Raw genomic sequence first — 16,444 nt, forward strand, 5'->3', positions numbered from 1 at the left:
TCTGTCCGCACCGCTTCGGTCCCCGAGCCGACACCTGTCTCGGACAGCTGTCCGAGAAGTCGTGGTACACTGGTGGGAATGCCTCGCACATCAGGAGTTCCCGCCCTCGGTGTCGAGCAGTCCACCACTGAACGTCCCGCTCCGCCGTCGCGTGTCGAGCGCTTCGCTCCCGTCCTCCGAGTGACGGGCGACCCACGTGCCGAGCGCACCAGGCAGACGATCTTCGACGCCGTCGCCACCATCCTCGCCGGTCGGCCGGAACGCGTGTCCGTCGGCGACATCGTCCGGGTCGCCGGCATTAGCCGCAGCTCGTTCTACGCCCACTTCTCCAGCCTCGACGACCTCACCGCGGCCTACCTGCGGGTGCAGTTCGCCGGCCTTGCCGCGTCCGGTGTCTCGGTGCGTCCCGCGGGCGAGTCGCTGGGCAGCGCCGAGCGCGCCCGCGAAGCCTACCGACGCCTCGTCGCCCAGCTCCTCGAAGACGCACCGCTCTACTCGAGCGTGCTCGAGCTCCCCGTCGCCCGCAGCGCGTTCGACGGCCTCGTCGGCGAGCACGCCGACCACCTCATCGGCTCGCTGCTCGAGCGCACCGAGGTCCCGGTCGGCATCCCGGCGGGCCTGGTCTCAGCCTATGTCGCCGGTGGCACGCTCTCCCTCGTCGACGGCTGGCGCCGCGGACGCATCGACGTCTCGGACGACGAACTGGTCGAAGCCCTGGTCGCCCTGCTGCCCGCCTGGCTGCTCGACGAACGACCCGTCGGCGCGTCACCGCCACCACAGACCCCCGAACCATCCGGCCGCTGAACCGCCGGAGCACGACGACGCCGGTGCGCGAGTACCGGTGACGACCTGAGAAGAGAAGAGGAACCATGCAGTTCATCGTTGGAGAGACCCTGGTCTACCCGCACCACGGAGCGGTCACCATCACCGAGTTGTCGAAGGTGACGATCAAGGGTGTCGAGCAGGACGTCATGACGCTTCGCGTGCACACGTCCGAGCTCACCATCAAGCTGCCGATCGCGAACGCCGACCTCGTCGGTGTGCGCGACGTCATCGACCACGACGGCGTCCAGGCCGTCTACGGCGTGCTCCGCGAGCCGTTCGTCGAGGAGCCCGGCAACTGGTCGCGTCGGTACAAGGCCAACCAGGAGAAGATGGCCAGTGGCAACGTCCACCGCGTCGGCGAGGTCGTCCGCGACCTGTGGCGTCGCGACCAGGACAGCGGCGTGTCGGCCGGCGAGAAGCGCATGCTCCAGAAGGCGCGCCAGGTGCTCGTCTCCGAACTCGCGCTCGCGCAGTCGATGACCGACGAAGAGGCGTCCGCGGGCCTCGACGAGGTGCTCGCCTCGTCGATCGCGACCCCCGAGGCCGTCGCAGCCAAGTAGGACCCGTGAATACGAAGAGCGCCCCGCCGGTTCGGCGGGGCGCTCTTCGTCGTTGTGGAGGGTGCCTTCAGCCCCCGGTGTTGCCGCTCACGATCGCCAGCACGCCGACGACCGCGATGGCGACGATGGGCCCGAACGACAGGGCGGCCTTGGTGATCGTCCAGGCGCGGCTCTCGCGTTCCGGTGCCGGCAGTTCGGCGGGCGACACGTAGACCGGCGCCTGCCCACCGTCACCGGAAGCGCCGCCGCTGAGCTGCAACACCCGAGTGTCCGTCCACGCTCGTCCGTCGAAGTGGACCTGGCGTTCCTCGTCGGTCGGGTGCGGGTACCAGCCCGCGGCTTCGGCCTGCGAGGGCTTGTCCCGCTGGAACCGCAGCACCCTCGAGTCGCCCCAGGTCTCGCCGTCGAAGTGGAGTTCCTTCGTCGGATCGTCGGGGTGCGGGTACCAGCCTGCGGTCGTAGCCATCCCTCAAGTATGACAGCGGGATCGGGGATGCCGAGACCGTCCGATGGGCGGCAGAATGGAGACAATCATGACGACGACACCGCGACCTCGAGCCCCACGTCCACAGATCATCCTCGAGGTGGTCCGCAGTTCCTGGGTCACACCGCACCTCGTGCGCCTCACCCTCGGCGGTCCCGGCTTCGCCGACTTCCAGCCCAAGGACGCCACCGACAGCTACGTGAAGATCTCCTTCGCCAAGCCCGAACTCGGCCTCGAGCCGCCGTACGACCTCGCGGCGCTCCGCGAGACGCTGGCACCCGCCGACCTCCCGGTCACCCGCACCTACACCGTGCGACGCGTGGACCAGGCGGCGGGCACCATGGACATCGACTTCGTGGTGCACGGCGATGAGGGGATCGCCGGCCCATGGGCCGCTGCCGCGCAGCCGGGAGACCGCGTCGTGCTCGCCGGACCCGGCGGTGCCTACCGACCCGACCCCACCGCCGACTGGCACCTCTTCGCGGGCGACGAGTCGGCGATCCCCGCGATCGCCGCCGCCCTCGAGGCGCTCCCGGCGGACGCGAAAGGGCTCGCGTTCCTCGAGATCGGTGGCCGGGACGACCTCGTCGACCTCGACCACCCGGCCGGGGTGCAGCTGATCTGGGTCGGCCGTGCGGCCCGCGATGAATCGACGGCCGCGCTCCTCGCGACCGCCATCAGCGGACACCCGTGGCCCGACGGACGCGTGCAGGTCTTCGCCCATGGCGAGCGGGAGTCGATGAAGGCGTTGCGCGAGGTGTTCCTCACTCAACGAGGGCTCGACCGCTCCCAGCTCTCTCTGTCCGGGTACTGGGCCTACGGACGCACGGAGGACCGCTTCCAGGCGGAGAAGCGCGAACCGATCGGGGTCGTCCTGCCGACGTCGTGACGCTCCGCCCCGCCCCGCCCCGGCGCCGCGCTGCGGGCGGGCGCGGGACTCAGTGCGAGGGGTCGGCCGGCTTGCTCCGCGTCCGGCGGACCCGCGACGGACGCTCGACGCGCGCGCGGATGTCCGGTGGAACGAGGTCGAGCAGCTGATCGCGCCGCAACGGGAGGTCGAGCAGGCTGAGTTTCATCCGGCCCTTGCGCGAGTGCCGGCTCGGGTCGAGACGGACGACGTTGGCTGCGTCGCGCACGAGCCGGACGGTCACGACCGCGCCACTTGCAACATCGGCGAGGACCTGGCCGTCGATCTCGACGGCGGCCTGCTTGGTCGCCGTCCCGATCGAGAACTGCAGGCGCTCCGCCGGCCCGAGGATGAAGGAGCGGTCGATGCCCGACATCGGGGCGACCGGCGTCACGACGGTGGCGGCGACGGCGGGGGACAGCACCGGTCCGCCGGCCGCGTAGTTGTAGGCGGTCGATCCGGTCGGGGTGGCGATCACGATCGCATCGGCTTTGAAGTACCCGTAGGCGGTGCCGTCCACGGCGAGGTCGGCCATGACCACGCCGGTTCCCGGGCGCCGGGCGATGGAGACGTCGTTGAAGGCGAGGAGATGGGCGACCTGCTCGCCGGTGGTGATCGTCACCTCGAGGCCGTGGTGCGGTTCGAGGGAGAACTCGTTGTCGCTGACCCGTTGGAGCGCCTCCGCGAGTGCGGCCGGTTCGACCTCCACGAGGAAGCCGACGTTGCCGTAGTTGACGCCGAGCACCGGTGCGGATCGGCCGGCGAGCAGCCGCATCGCCCCGAGCATCGTGCCGTCGCCGCCCATCGCCACGGCGACGTCGACCGACGACGCGAAGGCGTCCTCGTCGAGCAGTTCGACGTCGTCGCCGAGCCGGTTGGCCTCGGCGCGGAGTCCGACGAGGCGCGCGCCGTGTTCGAGCTGCCATGAGCGGAGGATGCGGACGGAGTCGTCGATGTTCTTCGTCGGGTGCGTGATGAGGCCGATCGTCATCGACGGCCCGGTGGGGTGCTTCGTGCGAGTGGTGGTCACCCGTCGAGCATAGGCCGATCGCCTGACAGCGCGACCGGGACCCGAGCGCCCAGCGGGCAGCAGCGTGCCTTGCGACCGACGCGCGCCGGGCCGGGTTTGGGATACTGGAGGGAGCCGGTCCGCCGTGATCCTCGCGGGGCGCCGAGCGTGGAGGAACGACATGAGCGATGTGACCGAGCACCCTGGCCGACCACGGCGGGCGGGGCGGTTGAAGTCGATCCTCATCGGAATCCTCTGCGCGGTGCTCGTCGTCGTCCTCGGGTTGGTCGTCTGGACCCAGATCGTCATGCAGGGCACCCGTCCCGCCGCACTCGCGGTGTGGGAGGACCCCGCGGTCTCCGTCACCGACGTCGGCGACGCCGTGGTCCTCGCCCCGACCGCGGACGCCGAGCGTCCTGCCTCCGGTACCGGTCTCGTCTTCATCCCCGGGGCGAAGGTCGACCCGTACGCCTACCTGTACAAGCTGTCCGGCGTCGTGGAGGAGGCCGGCGTGACCGTGGTCATCACGAAGCCGACGCTCAACCTGGCGTTCTTCGACCAACGGCCGCTGGAGACGTTCACCGCCGCCGCCCCGGACGTCGACACCTGGTTCGTCGGCGGCCACTCACTCGGTGGGGTGCGCGCCTGCCAGCTCGCGGAGGATCCCGCGGTGACGGGTCTCGTCCTGTTCGGGAGTTACTGCGCGAACGACCTCTCCGGCTCCTCCCTCGAGGTGCTGAGCCTCGCGGGGAGCGACGACGGACTGAGTACCCCGGAGAAGGTCGCCGACGCGCGCGTCCGGTTGCCCGCTGACGCGACGATGATCGAGATCGAGGGGGCGAACCACGCGAGCTTCGGTGACTACGGGGTGCAGCCCGGCGACGGTACGGCGACGATCTCCACCGATGAGGCCCGCTCCGAGATCACGCGGGATCTGGTCGAGCTGCTCGGCTGAGGGTAGGCGTGGGCTTCAGCGGTCCGCAGGGACCCTGACGATCAGCCCTTCGGGACCGGCGGCCCGACGACGAGCAGGGCCGTGAAGACGGCGACGACCACGAGGCCGCCGACGACCACGAGCAGGATCGGGTGTCGGACGAGCCAGCGCGTCAGGCGGTCGAGCATGCGCTGGTCGCGCGGGTCGGCGCCCGCCTCGCGGCGCCACGCCCCGTCGAGTCGGCCGGTGCGGTCCGCCCAGAGGTCGAAGGGGATGGTCGCGTACGGGACGACGGCGCTCACGAGGCCCACGAGGATCGTGCCGATGGGCCAGCGCTGGTTGATCCCGATGAGCAGGACCGTCGCGCCGTACACGAGGAACACGAAGCCGTGCAGCGCGCCACCGATGCTCACGCCGAGGTCGGTCGTCTTCGTGACGTACTTGAGGATCATCCCGATGATGAGCAGGGTCCAGGTGATCGCCTCGGCGATCGCGATCAGGCGGAAGAGGCGGCGCGGCGACACAGGGGCTCCAAGGCTCGGGGTGCAGGTCTTCCAGCTTGCCAGGGACGGCTGAGAAGGCGCTCCCAGCCGGCGTCCGGTTCTGCCACCCTGGGTGGGTCGGGAATACCCGTCGGAGTGACGGGGTTCACCGATATGTATGCAAACACATACAATCGCCGTGACAGCTCGCGGCGAGCCACACGACGTTGGAGAACCTCATGACCACACCCCTCGAGTTCGGCATCGACACCTTCGGTGACGTCACGGTCGACGCCGACGGCGCGCCACTGTCCCAGGCGCAGGTCCTGCGCAACGTCGTGGAGCAGGGCGTCCACGCCGAGGCGGTCGGCCTCGACTTCATCGGCGTGGGGGAGCACCACCGTGAGGACTTCGCGGTCTCGTCACCCGAGGTCGTCCTGGCGGCGATCGCGGCCCGCACCGAGCGCATCCATCTCGGATCCGCGGTCACGGTGCTGAGCTCCGACGACCCAGTGCGGGTCTACCAGCGGTTCGCGACGCTCGACGGCATCTCCGGAGGGCGGGCCGAGGCCATCCTGGGCCGCGGATCCTTCACCGAGTCGTTCCCGCTCTTCGGGTACGAGCTGTCACAGTACGAGGAGCTCTTCGAGGAGAAGCTCGAGCTGTTCGTCGCCCTCCTCGAGCAGGAACCGGTCACCTGGTCGGGCAAGACGCGCGCGCCGCTCCGGGAGCAGTCGGTCTACCCCCGGGTGGAGCACGGGAAGCTGAAGACGTGGGTCGGTGTCGGCGGAAGCCCCGAGTCGGTGGTGCGGACCGCTCGATACGGCCTGCCGATGATGCTGGCCGTGATCGGCGGTGGGCCGCTGCGGTTCGCCCCTTTCGTCGACCTCTACCACCGCGCACTCGCGCAGTTCCAGCTGCCGACCCAGCCCGTCGGCATGCACTCGCCTGCCCACATCGCCGAGACCGATGAGCTCGCGCAGGAGCAGCTCTGGCCGCACTACCGGGCGATGATGGACCGGATCGGCCGCGAGCGGGGCTGGAGCCCGATGACGCGCGGGCACTTCGAGCAGGAGGCCGGCCCGGAGGGTGCGCTGTTCGTCGGTTCGCCCGAGACGGTCGCACGGAAGGTTGCGACCGCGGTCGACGGCTTGGGGCTGTCCCGCGTGGATCTGAAGATCAGCAACGGTTCGCTGTCGCACGAGCACCTCATGGACAGCATCGGTCTGTACGGCTCCGCGGTCGTCCCGCGCGTCCGCGAACTGCTGACCGAGACCTCGACCGCCTGATCCGGTTCAGCGGATCACCGGCGAGCGGTAGGGCATCGTCAGCGTCAGGACGGTGCCGCCGGTCTCGTCGTCGGGTGCCGGGCCGACCCTGAGGGACCCGCCGAACGCGCCGGCCCGTCGATCCAGCTGCAGCAGGCCGCCGGACGGTTCGGCGTCCTCGCGGAGACCGGAGCCGTTGTCGACGACGCGCAGCTCGACGGCGCCCGCCATCCTCCCTCGCCGCTCGGTGGCGGGTGACGAGACCCGGAGGTCCACGACGAGTCGGTCGGCTGCCCCGTGGGTCAGCGCGTTCGTCACGCCTTCCTCGAGCGTGCGGACGACGACCGCGCGCTCCGCGGTCGTGAAGACGTTGTCGATCGGGTCGTCGAGGAGCCGGAAGTCCGGCGAGACGTCGAGACTGGTGGTGATCGACGGGGGGAGCCGTTGCAGGATCGCGCGGATGCTCGGTGCGATCCCGACCTCGAGTAGCGGCGGTGACAGGAGCCGGCTGAGTTCCCGCACGTCGCGCTCGCGCACGGTGCGGAGTTCCTCGCCGAGCGACCGCAGGGTCCTGGCCGCCTCCGACGCGACGTCCGGGCCGCCCTGCTCGAGTGCCGTGGTGACGGATGCGAGCTGGGCGCTGATGAGGACGAGGTGCTGCTGCAGGGTGCCGTGCAGGCCTTCCGCGACCTCCCGCTTCACCCGCAGCTCCTCACCCTGCAGGGACTGGAGGGCGAGGTCGGCCCGGTGTCGCTGATCGGCGTGCGCGCGCTCCTCCTCGCGGGCGCGTCGCCGGGCGGCACTGAGGCTGAACCCGAACGTCGCGCAGACCGCCAGGGCGAGCGTCGTCGTTCCGGCTTCGACGAGGACCGTCTGCAGGCTCGGGTCGCGGTACACGCCCAGCAGGAGCTGGAGTCCGCTTCGCAGCAGCCCCGTCAGCATCGCCACGAGGAGGACACCCGCGAGCACCTTGGGGCGCCACCATTCGTGGAGCGACGGCCCCCACCTCGACCACAGCAGGAGTGCGAGCACGAGGATCGCCGCGCTCAACGAGACGAGGTTCGCGGTGACCCGTTCGGCGAGCATGCCACGCGTCCCGCCCGGGGCGACCCAGGTGTAGATGTAGACGCTCTGGAAGGACACCGCGAGTCCGAAGACCGCGGCCATGGCGCCGCTGGCCGTGATGAACGCCCGGCTGTCGCTCCAGCGCTCAGCGCGAGGGGTCCGGGCCTCCTGGGTCATGGCTCCATTCTGACCTGCCGTGCGCGCCACCGCCGACATCGACGTGCGGCCGGTCGGGAGCTTCCCCCTCGGTCGTTCCCCGGTCGATCCGGGATACTCGGAACATGCACCACCAGTCGCACTCCGACCCCTCGCCCGCCGCGCTGTCCACGGTCGGTGACGCGACGACGGACGCCGCGACCACCAGGCCGCTGCGTGTCGGGGTGATCGAGGATCAGCCGCTGCTCGGCGGCATGCTCGCCGAGCTGCTCGACGGGGCGCCAGGCGTGGAGTTCGTCGGGCGTGCCGGTACGGTCGCTGATGCCCGCAGGCTGTTCCTCCCGGGAACGGTGGACGTGCTGACCATGGACATCGAGCTGCCCGACGGCAACGGGGTGAGCCTCGGCGTCTCCCTCCGCCGGGCGCAACCCGGCCTCGGTGTCGTCCTGCTCTCCGCCTACGACCTCATGGACATGCTGCTCGAGATGCCGGCGGACGTCCGCGACGGCTGGAGCTACCTGTCGAAGACCTCGTCGCTCACGCGCGAGATCCTGCTCGAGGCCATCCGGGTCTCCGCTCGTGGCGAGACGATGCTCGATCCCGAACTCATCGACCGGACCCGGCCCAGAGCGGGGTCGAGTCTCGAGTCGCTCACCGATCGGCAGTACGCCGTGCTGCAGCTGCTCGCGACCGGTCGCTCGAACACGGGGATCGCGACCAGGCTCGGGATCGCGGAGAAGTCCGTCCAGAACCACCTCACGGCGATCTACGCCGCACTCGGGATCGAGCACGACACCTCGAGCAACCCTCGGGTCTCGGCCGTCCTCGCCCTCCTCGCCGAATCCGGCCGCTTGTCCTGACGGGACGTCCGCGGTCGATGCGCGGGTTCAGCGTCCGCGGTCCGGTGCTTCGAGGTCGTCCACCGTCCGATCGGGGCGCCACCCACGCCAGACCGGATGCCTGAACCGTCCGTCCGGTGTCCACTCGCTGAAGCGGACCTCCCCGATGAGGACGGGTTCCACCCAGTTGGCGTCGGCCGCATCGGCCGGCGGGACACCCACGAGGGCCGTCGATGCCCGGCCCAGCCGTTCGAAGCGGAGCGCGGTCGCCGCCAACTCCCGATCGCTGAAGCCGCTTCCGACCCGTCCCGCGTAGTGCAGCAACCCGTCCGAGCCCGGCACCCCGAGTAGGAGCGACCCGATCCCACCCGAGCGCCCGCCCCGACCGGGACGCCAGCCGGCCACGACGACCTCCTCCATGCGTTCGTGCTTGAACTTGACCCAGGTGCTGCTGCGCCGACCCGGGCGGTAGCGTCCGTCGAGCTCCTTCGCCATCACCCCCTCCAAACGCAACCCCCGACTCACCTCGAGCGCATCGTCGAGCGAGCCGTCGATCGTCGGTGGCACCTGGACGACGGTCCCGGATCCGATCGTCCGCTCGAGCAGTTCGCGACGCTCCCGGTAGGGCAGCTCCGTCCGATCCGTGTCGTCCAGCTCGAGCAGGTCGAACAGCAGCAGCCGGACCGGCGTCCGACGGCGCTCCCGTTCGACGTCCCGCTCCGCGGTGAGCTGCATCCGACGCTGCAGCAGCGAGAAGTCGGGACGGCCGTCAGGACCCGACGCCACGATCTCGCCGTCGAGGACGACCGCACGGCCGCCGAGCGACGCCGCGAGTTCCTCGACCACCTCCGGGTACGCCGTCGTGAGGTCCTTACCGTTCCGGCTCGACAACCGCACCCGCCCCGTCGAGCCGTCGACGCTCGCGATCGCACGGATGCCGTCCCACTTCATCTCGAACGCCCAGGATCCGTCGTCGACCAGCTCGCCGGGTGCCGCGACACTCGCGAGCATGGGGGTGGGGATCCCTCGAGGCCGTGCGACCGGGGGAGCCGGCGGGTCGCCCGGGGCGCGCATCCGGTGGATGAGCCACGACGGCGCCTCCCGACCCGTCCCGCCCGCGGTCCGGATGAGCGCGAACCGCATCGGCCCGCCGAGCGCACCTCCCGCCCGGCCGTGCAGGGTCCCGATGACCTCGTCGTCGCGCCACTTCTCCAGCTCGTAGGTGCCCGCGTCCCAGATGGTCACCTCACCGGCCCCGTACTCACCAGCGGGGATCGTGCCCTCGAAACTGCCGTACTCGATGGGGTGGTCCTCCGTGCGCACCGCCAGATGGTTGCTGCTCGGATCCGTCGGCACCCCCTTCGGCAGGGCCCAGGACACCAGCACGCCGTCGTGCTCGAGTCGGAAGTCATGGTGGAGTTTCCTGGCCTCGTGCCGCTGGATCACGAACGAGGGCGGCGTCCCGGCAGCGGGAGGCGCCGGCGGTCCGTCCGGGACGGGCTCGGGCGTCCGCTCCGCGTCCCGCTTCCGCCGGTACTCCACGAGCCGGTCCTCGTGTTCCGACGGGCGGATCGTGATCGACGGACGCGGGTCGCCGAGCACCCGCAACGGGTCCTCACCGTCCGCCAGCCGCTCGAGCACCGCAGGGAACTCCAGCTGCGCCAGCCCAGGATCGTCGAGCTCCTCCCACCGGCGGGGAGCCGCCACCGTCGGCCGAGACCGACCCCGCAACGAGAACGGCGCGATCGTCGTCTTCGACCCGTTGTTCTGACTCCAGTCGACGAAGACCCTCCCCGTGCGTCGCTGTTTCGACATCTCGCTCACCACGAGGCCCGGCTCGTCCGCGGCCAGCGCCCGCGCGAGCTCATGCGCCACGAGCGACACCTCCGCGGAACTCTGCCGACCGTCCAACGCCGCGTACAGGTGGATCCCCTTGCTCCCACTCGTGAGCGGAACCGGATCCAACCCCATGTCCACCAACACCGCCCGCGCCAGGCCCGCGACCCCCGCGCACTCGGCGAGGGACACCCCCTCACCCGGATCGAGGTCGAGGACGAGACGGTCGGGCGGTCGGCGCTCGCCGGATCGGTCGAACCGCCACTGCGGCACGTGCAGCTCGAGCGCACCCAGCTGCGCCAGCCACGTGAGTGTCGCGAGATCGTCGACGATCGGGTACTCGTTCGTGTGATCGCTGTGCTCGATGGGGAGCCGTTGGACCCAGTCGGGAGCCGAGGCGCCCAGGTCCTTCTGGAAGAACCCCGACTCCGGCGACGCAGCCGTGCCGACGCCGTGCACCCAGCGTTTCCTGGTCACCGGCCGATCGGCGAGGTGCGGGAGCAGGTGTTCGGCGACCGCGGCGTAGTAGGCGAGGACCTCGGCCTTCGTCGTGCCGGTCTCGGGGTACAGCACCTTGTCGAGATGGGTGAGCTGGATCCGGCGTCCGTCGACGTCGACCCACTGCGTCTGCCCGCCGCCACCGCTCGTCCTCGCCATGGCGATCAGCCTGCCGCCCACGGGCGTCAAGGGCTAGCCCTTGACGATGTTCCGGGTGTCTACTGGTCACCACGACAGCGCGGGCGGATCCGCCCGCGGACGGGAGCGGTCATGCGCGCGATCTGGAAGGGTGCGGTCACCTTCGGCCTGGTGAACGTCCCGGTGAAGGTGTACAGCGCCACGGAGGACCACGACCTCTCGTTGCACCAGGTCCACGACGCCGACGGCGGACGCATCCGGTACCAGCGCAAGTGCGAGGTCTGCGGGAAGGTCGTCAGCTACGACCACATCGACAAGGCCTACCAGGACGGCGAGCAGACGGTGGTCCTCACCGCCGACGACCTGGCATCACTCCCCGAGGAACGCAGCCGCGAGATCGAGGTCGTCGAGTTCGTGCCGAGCGACGACCTCGACCCGATCATGTTCGACCGCAGCTACTTCCTCGAACCGGACTCCTCCTCGTCGAAGGCCTACGTCCTCCTCCGGCGGACGCTCGAGGAGACCGACCGCACGGCCATCGTGCGGTTCGCCCTCCGCCAGAAGACGCGTCTCGGTGCCCTCCGGGTGCGCGAGGACGTCATCCTCCTGCAGACACTGCTCTGGGAGGACGAGGTCCGGGAGGTGCGGTTCCCGGCCCTCGAGGAACGCGTCCGCATCTCCGCCAAGGAACTCGAGATGTCGGAGGCGCTCGTCGAGTCCTTCTCGTCCCGCTTCCGCCCGGACGCGTTCGTCGACGAATACCAGGCACAGCTCCGGAAGCTCATCGACGCGAAACTCGAGCAGGGCGACGCACTCGACACCGCCGCCACCTTCGGCGAGCAGCCCGAACCCGACGACGACACGGGCGCCGAGCCGATCGACCTCATGGAGGTGCTGAAACGCAGCATCGAACGGCAACGTGGCACGACCGGCGCGAAGACGGCGAGTACAGCGAAGCGATCCGGCGCCGCCAAGCCCGCCGCGACGAGCAGCTCGGCGAAGACCGGTACCGCGAAGACGGGTACCGCCAAGACCGCGGCGTCGAAACCGTCGACCGCGACGAAACGCAAGAAGAGCGCCTGAGCGACGACGCCCGGGCTGAGAGGGAGCACGACATGATGGAGCACCGCGTCACCCCGTTCCTCTGGTACGACTCGCAAGCCGAGGAGGCGGCGACCTTCTACGTGTCACTGTTCCCCGACTCCCGGATCACCTCGGTGAGCCGCTACCCGGAGGGCGGACCCATGCCGGCCGGCCAGGCGATGGTCGTCGAGTTCGAGCTCGAGGGACTCCCCGTCAGCGCGATGAACGCCGGGCCCATCTTCTCGTTCACCGAGGCGTTCTCCTTCTCCGTCAGAGCCGACACCCAGGACGAGATCGACCGGCTCTGGGACGCCCTCATCGCCGACGGCGGCGCCCCGAGCCAATGCGGCTGGCTCAAGGACCGCTGGGGACTGTCCTGGCAGATCGTGCCAGGCATCCTCGCCGAACTGCAGAACGACCCCGACCGGGAACGCGCGGCACGGGCCATGCAATGCATGATGGGGCAGACCAAGTTCGACATCGCCGAACTCGTCGCCGCAGCGGACGGTCGATAGCGGCTCCTCCACAACCGACCAACCGACGGGACACCGCCCCTCCGAGACGCCGACGCAGTCCACCGTCAGCAGCTCCTGACAGACTTGCCGCATGTCCCACCCCAGCGCGCCCACCCCCGCCCACCCCGAACCGACCCCCACCGGATCGGTCGCCGAGGCGACGGCGGCGCTCGCCGCACTCACGGGCGTTCCGGGGGCCACGTTCCACGACGGTCAACTCGAAGCGATCCTCGCGCTCGTCGACGAACATCGTCGTGCGCTCGTCGTCCAGCGCACCGGTTGGGGCAAGTCCGCCGTCTACTTCATCGCGACCGCACTCCTGCGCCGACGGGGCGCCGGGCCGACGCTGCTGGTCTCGCCGTTGCTCGCGCTCATGCGCGACCAGGTGGCGGCCGCCGAGCGCGCCGGCGTGCGCGCGGTGGCGATCAACTCGGCGAACGCACACGAATGGGACGACGTCCGGGCGCGCCTGGAGGCCGACGAGGTCGACGTCCTGCTCGTGTCACCCGAGCGGCTCAACAATCCACGCTTCCGCGATGAACAGCTCCCGACTCTCGTGGCCCGCACGGGCATGCTGGTGGTGGACGAGGCGCACTGCATCTCCGACTGGGGACACGACTTCCGACCCGATTACCGGCGGCTCGCCGAACTGATCGGACGCCTCCCGGCCGAGGTCCCGGTCCTGGCGACCACCGCGACGGCCAACGCACGCGTCGTCCGCGACATCGCCGAGCAGCTCACCGCACCCGGCGCCGCAGGCTCCCACGGAGCCGAGGTGCTCACCATCCGCGGCTCGCTCGCGAGGGCGTCCCTCCGGCTCGGCGTGCTCCGGCTGCCGGAGTCCCGGGACCGCCTCACCTGGCTGCTCAGCCACCTCGGCGGGCTCACCGGGTCCGGCATCATCTACACGCTCACGGTGTCCGCCGCGGAGGACACCGCGCGGCTGCTGCGCGAGGCCGGTCACGAGGTCCGGGCCTACACGGGCCGGACCGATCCCGATGAACGCGAGGAGTCGGAGCGGCTCCTCAAGGAGAACCGCTTGAAGGCGCTGGTCGCGACGAGCGCGCTCGGCATGGGGTTCGATAAACCGGACCTCGGGTTCGTCGTGCATCTCGGCGCTCCGTCCTCGCCGGTCGCGTACTACCAGCAGGTCGGTCGCGCCGGCCGCGCCACCGAGCATGCCGACGTCCTGCTCCTGCCCGGGGCGGAGGACGAGGAGATCTGGCAGTACTTCGCGACCGCGTCGATGCCGGACGAAGCGCGGGCCACCGCGGTGCTCGACGCACTCGACAGTCAGCCGCGGTCCACGCCCGCGCTCGAGGCGCTCGTCAACCTGCGTCGCACACCCCTCGAACTCCTTCTCAAGGTGCTCGACGTCGACGGCGCGGTGCAGCGGGTGGCCGGGGGATGGGTGTCGACCGGGCAGCCGTGGGTCTACGACCGGGAGCGGTACCGGCGGATCGCCGAGGCCAGGGTGGCGGAGCAACAGGCGATGCTGGCTTACGAGCGGGGCGACGAGTGCAGGATGCTCGTGCTGCAACGCGAGCTCGACGACGCGAGCGCGGTGCCCTGTGGCCGGTGCGACCGCTGCGCCGGGCCGTGGTTCCCCACCGAACTCGACAGTGCGGCGGCCGCCTCCGCGTCGGAAGCGCTCGGTCGGGTCGGCGTGGAGCTCGAACCGCGGGCGCAGTGGCCCACGGGAGCCGACCGCCTCGGCGTCACCGCCGACGGCGCAGCGGTGAAGGGACGCATTGCGCTCGACGACCGCCTCGAGGCCGGGCGCGCGCTCGCTCGGCTCACCGACCTCGGCTGGGGTGGTGTGCTGCGTGAGCTCTTCGCCGCGGGTGCACCCGACGCTCCCGCCTCGCGCGCGGTCATCGACGCGAGTGTCCGCGTCCTGGCGGATTGGCCGTGGACGCAACGGCCGGCCGCCGTGGTCAGTGTGCCGTCACGGTCGCGTCCGCAGCTCGTCGACTCGGTGGCGAGGGGCATCGCGTCGCTCGGGCGACTGCCGTACCTCGGGGAGCTCGACCTCGTCGGCGACGGCCCGCGCGGTGGTCCCGGCGGCAACAGCGCCTACCGTCTGGCGGGCGTCTGGGACGCCTTCACCGTCGGATCCGAACTCCGGGCGCAGCTCGCAGCGCTCGAGGGCGCGCCGGTCCTGCTCGTCGACGACCGGGCCGACAGTCGGTGGACGCTCACCGTCGCCGGTCGCGCGCTCCGCCGCGCCGGATCCGGCCCGGTCCTCCCGTTCGCGCTCGGGATCGTGGGCTGATCGCCCATCAGCCCTCGTGGAGGCTGGAGCGGGTGTCCTTGGCCAGGTGCCGCGGCAGCAGGATCGTGCAGACGAGTCCGACGACGGCTGCTGCAGCGCAGATCGCGAAGCTCAGACGGAATGCGTCCGCACTGGGTGTCGTGACAGCTCCGTCGGTGACGACCTGGGAGGCCAGGATGGCGCCGATTACCGCACTCGCGATCGTGGAACCGAGCGTCCGCATCACGGAGTTGAGTCCGTTGGACGCCGCCGTCTCGCTGGGCGGGACGGCACCCATGATGAGCGTCGGCATGGCGGCGTAGGCGAACCCCACCCCGAAGCCGACCGCGGTGGCTGTGAGCACGGTGTGCCAGACCTCGGTCATGAGTCCGATCGCGATCGCGTAGCCGACCGCGATGATCGTGATGCCGATCAGCAGGCTCAACCGGGCGCCCTTGGCCGCGGTCAGTCGAGCGGCGACCGGCGACATCGCCCACATGATGAGACCGCTGGGCATGAGGCAGAGGCTCGCGATGAGCATGTTCTGCCCGAGACCGACCCCGGTGCCGACCGGCGCCTCGAGGATGCCCGGGAGGACGACCGTGCTGCCGAAGAAGGCGAAGCCGACCGTGATGGATGCGAGGTTCGTGAAGAGCACCGTCCGCCTGGCGGCGATGCGCAGGTCGACGAGCGGGCTGGAGGACCGTACCTCGAACCACCCCCAGAGCAGGAGCACGACGACGCCGCCGATCAAGCAGCTGAGGGTCCCGACGCTCGTCCAACCCCACTCGTTGCCTTTCGAGACGGCGAGGAGGATCGGGACGAGGCCGGCGGCGAGACCGATCGCGCCGATCCAGTCGAAACCGCCTTCGCTCCGGAGGGTGCTCACCGGGACGAAGCGCGCGACGAGGACGAAGCCGATGAGCCCGAGTGCACCCGCGACCCAGAACAGCACATGCCAGTCCAGGTACTGCGAGATCACGGCGGAGATCGGGAGACCGACGGCACCACCGATGCCGAGGGTGGCACTCACGAGCGCGACCGCGGGGCCGAGCCGCTTCGCGTGGAGCACGTCGCGCAGGATGCTGATGCCGAGCGGGATCACGCCCATCGCCATCCCCTGGAGGGCACGGGCGACGATGAGCGGGACGATCGTGGACGAGAAGGCGGCGAGCACCGATCCGGCCATCATGATCCCGAGCAGGATGAGCACCATCCGTCGTTTGCCGTAGAGGTCGCCGAGCCGACCGGCGATCGGGGTCGCGACCGCGGCCGACAGGAGCGTGGCCGTCACGACCCACATGCTGTCGGAGGCGTGCACGCCGAGGATCGTGGGAAGCGTCGGCACGAGTGGGGTGACGAGCGTCATCATGAACGCCGCGACGAGACCGGTGAACGCGAGGCTCGTGACGACCGCCCGCTCCGGAAGTGGTTTGCGGAGTGCCGCCCGCTCCTCGTCGCTGAGCCAGGGGCGCTCGGCCCCAGGCTGGTCCTCGTCGTGGTCGTCGGGCTGCGCTGAATCCTGCGTCACGGGTCCTGTTCCTGTGGAGAGTCGATGCGGCCGAGGCCACTCGGAGTCGAACACCGTCCG

General features: G+C 70.5%; 15 protein-coding genes. 9 read left to right on the forward strand and 6 right to left on the reverse strand.

The annotated features are described in order from the left end of the window. Positions 1–78 precede the first annotated feature (78 nt). Both ACQG07_RS08095 and ACQG07_RS08100 read left to right on the forward strand, forming a co-directional pair. Positions 79–804 carry a TetR/AcrR family transcriptional regulator gene (locus tag ACQG07_RS08095; protein ID WP_426737998.1) on the forward strand — a complete coding sequence of 242 codons (726 nt, stop codon included), beginning with the start codon at positions 79–81 and terminating at the stop codon, positions 802–804. A gap of 65 nt (positions 805–869) precedes the next feature. Further along, a complete protein-coding gene (locus ACQG07_RS08100; RefSeq protein WP_064296128.1) occupies positions 870–1,385 on the forward strand; it encodes a CarD family transcriptional regulator in 516 nt (171 codons plus the stop codon). A 67-nt stretch (positions 1,386–1,452) separates the two neighbouring features. Here ACQG07_RS08100 and ACQG07_RS08105 read toward each other — a convergent pair whose 3' ends face one another. Next, positions 1,453–1,851 (reverse strand): hypothetical protein, encoded by a 399-nt coding sequence (locus ACQG07_RS08105; RefSeq protein WP_274500006.1) that lies wholly within the window; start codon positions 1,849–1,851, stop codon positions 1,453–1,455. A gap of 67 nt (positions 1,852–1,918) precedes the next feature. On the opposite strand from ACQG07_RS08105, the gene ACQG07_RS08110 reads away from it, so the two are divergent. Next, complete coding sequence (locus ACQG07_RS08110; protein ID WP_124769423.1) at positions 1,919–2,758, forward strand: siderophore-interacting protein; 840 nt, start codon at positions 1,919–1,921, stop codon at positions 2,756–2,758. A gap of 49 nt (positions 2,759–2,807) precedes the next feature. Here ACQG07_RS08110 and ACQG07_RS08115 read toward each other — a convergent pair whose 3' ends face one another. Then, positions 2,808–3,806 carry an NAD(+)/NADH kinase gene (locus tag ACQG07_RS08115; RefSeq protein WP_236555474.1) on the reverse strand — a complete coding sequence of 333 codons (999 nt, stop codon included), beginning with the start codon at positions 3,804–3,806 and terminating at the stop codon, positions 2,808–2,810. A gap of 160 nt (positions 3,807–3,966) precedes the next feature. Here ACQG07_RS08115 and ACQG07_RS08120 point away from each other — a divergent pair, with 160 nt between their 5' ends. Then, positions 3,967–4,740, forward strand: a complete 774-nt coding sequence (locus tag ACQG07_RS08120) for an alpha/beta hydrolase (RefSeq protein WP_274500004.1) — start codon at positions 3,967–3,969, stop codon at positions 4,738–4,740. A 41-nt stretch (positions 4,741–4,781) separates the two neighbouring features. Here the strand turns inward: ACQG07_RS08120 and ACQG07_RS08125 are convergent, their stop codons facing one another. Then, positions 4,782–5,243: a DUF3817 domain-containing protein gene (locus ACQG07_RS08125; protein WP_274500003.1), complete on the reverse strand. Its 462-nt coding sequence runs from the start codon at positions 5,241–5,243 to the stop codon at positions 4,782–4,784. Between the two features lie 197 nt (positions 5,244–5,440). On the opposite strand from ACQG07_RS08125, the gene ACQG07_RS08130 reads away from it, so the two are divergent. Next, entirely contained in the window at positions 5,441–6,490 is a 1,050-nt protein-coding gene (locus ACQG07_RS08130) for an LLM class flavin-dependent oxidoreductase (RefSeq protein WP_194600463.1), read from the forward strand. Positions 6,491–6,496: 6 nt separating this feature from the next. Here ACQG07_RS08130 and ACQG07_RS08135 read toward each other — a convergent pair whose 3' ends face one another. Continuing rightward, a complete protein-coding gene (locus ACQG07_RS08135) occupies positions 6,497–7,711 on the reverse strand; it encodes a sensor histidine kinase (protein WP_426737999.1) in 1,215 nt (404 codons plus the stop codon). Between the two features lie 104 nt (positions 7,712–7,815). Here ACQG07_RS08135 and ACQG07_RS08140 point away from each other — a divergent pair, with 104 nt between their 5' ends. Next, the gene (locus ACQG07_RS08140) at positions 7,816–8,550 is read left to right on the forward strand and encodes a response regulator transcription factor (RefSeq protein WP_426738000.1); all 735 of its coding nucleotides are present in this window, start codon (positions 7,816–7,818) and stop codon (positions 8,548–8,550) included. Positions 8,551–8,577: 27 nt separating this feature from the next. Here ACQG07_RS08140 and ACQG07_RS08145 read toward each other — a convergent pair whose 3' ends face one another. After that, positions 8,578–11,022 (reverse strand): ATP-dependent DNA ligase, encoded by a 2,445-nt coding sequence (locus tag ACQG07_RS08145; protein WP_426738001.1) that lies wholly within the window; start codon positions 11,020–11,022, stop codon positions 8,578–8,580. A gap of 111 nt (positions 11,023–11,133) precedes the next feature. On the opposite strand from ACQG07_RS08145, the gene ACQG07_RS08150 reads away from it, so the two are divergent. The 3 genes from ACQG07_RS08150 (at position 11,134) to ACQG07_RS08160 (ending at position 14,874) form a co-directional block, all read left to right on the forward strand. Beyond that, positions 11,134–12,084: a Ku protein gene (locus ACQG07_RS08150; protein ID WP_426738002.1), complete on the forward strand. Its 951-nt coding sequence runs from the start codon at positions 11,134–11,136 to the stop codon at positions 12,082–12,084. Between the two features lie 32 nt (positions 12,085–12,116). Next, positions 12,117–12,599 (forward strand): VOC family protein, encoded by a 483-nt coding sequence (locus ACQG07_RS08155; protein ID WP_426738003.1) that lies wholly within the window; start codon positions 12,117–12,119, stop codon positions 12,597–12,599. A gap of 91 nt (positions 12,600–12,690) precedes the next feature. Next, the gene (locus ACQG07_RS08160; RefSeq protein WP_191941145.1) at positions 12,691–14,874 is read left to right on the forward strand and encodes a RecQ family ATP-dependent DNA helicase; all 2,184 of its coding nucleotides are present in this window, start codon (positions 12,691–12,693) and stop codon (positions 14,872–14,874) included. A gap of 7 nt (positions 14,875–14,881) precedes the next feature. Here the strand turns inward: ACQG07_RS08160 and ACQG07_RS08165 are convergent, their stop codons facing one another. After that, positions 14,882–16,384, reverse strand: a complete 1,503-nt coding sequence (locus tag ACQG07_RS08165; RefSeq protein ID WP_079706036.1) for an MFS transporter — start codon at positions 16,382–16,384, stop codon at positions 14,882–14,884. Positions 16,385–16,444: the final 60 nt, after the last annotated feature.

The organism is Plantibacter sp. 2H11-2, assembly GCF_050031945.1.
GTDB lineage: Bacteria > Actinomycetota > Actinomycetes > Actinomycetales > Microbacteriaceae > Plantibacter > Plantibacter auratus.

What these genes read in the sequence shown, in the direction of transcription:
- ACQG07_RS08130 (WP_194600463.1), top strand. Translation starts at nt 5,441, where the DNA reads ATGACCACACCCCTCGAGTTCGGCATCGACACCTTCGGTGACGTCACG.
- ACQG07_RS08105 (WP_274500006.1), bottom strand. Translation starts at nt 1,851, where the DNA reads ATGGCTACGACCGCAGGCTGGTACCCGCACCCCGACGATCCGACGAAG.
- ACQG07_RS08140 (WP_426738000.1), top strand. Translation starts at nt 7,816, where the DNA reads ATGCACCACCAGTCGCACTCCGACCCCTCGCCCGCCGCGCTGTCCACG.
- ACQG07_RS08110 (WP_124769423.1), top strand. Translation starts at nt 1,919, where the DNA reads ATGACGACGACACCGCGACCTCGAGCCCCACGTCCACAGATCATCCTC.
- ACQG07_RS08145 (WP_426738001.1), bottom strand. Translation starts at nt 11,022, where the DNA reads ATGGCGAGGACGAGCGGTGGCGGCGGGCAGACGCAGTGGGTCGACGTC.
- ACQG07_RS08120 (WP_274500004.1), top strand. Translation starts at nt 3,967, where the DNA reads ATGAGCGATGTGACCGAGCACCCTGGCCGACCACGGCGGGCGGGGCGG.
- ACQG07_RS08160 (WP_191941145.1), top strand. Translation starts at nt 12,691, where the DNA reads ATGTCCCACCCCAGCGCGCCCACCCCCGCCCACCCCGAACCGACCCCC.
- ACQG07_RS08100 (WP_064296128.1), top strand. Translation starts at nt 870, where the DNA reads ATGCAGTTCATCGTTGGAGAGACCCTGGTCTACCCGCACCACGGAGCG.
- ACQG07_RS08155 (WP_426738003.1), top strand. Translation starts at nt 12,117, where the DNA reads ATGATGGAGCACCGCGTCACCCCGTTCCTCTGGTACGACTCGCAAGCC.
- ACQG07_RS08135 (WP_426737999.1), bottom strand. Translation starts at nt 7,711, where the DNA reads ATGACCCAGGAGGCCCGGACCCCTCGCGCTGAGCGCTGGAGCGACAGC.
- ACQG07_RS08150 (WP_426738002.1), top strand. Translation starts at nt 11,134, where the DNA reads ATGCGCGCGATCTGGAAGGGTGCGGTCACCTTCGGCCTGGTGAACGTC.
- ACQG07_RS08095 (WP_426737998.1), top strand. Translation starts at nt 79, where the DNA reads ATGCCTCGCACATCAGGAGTTCCCGCCCTCGGTGTCGAGCAGTCCACC.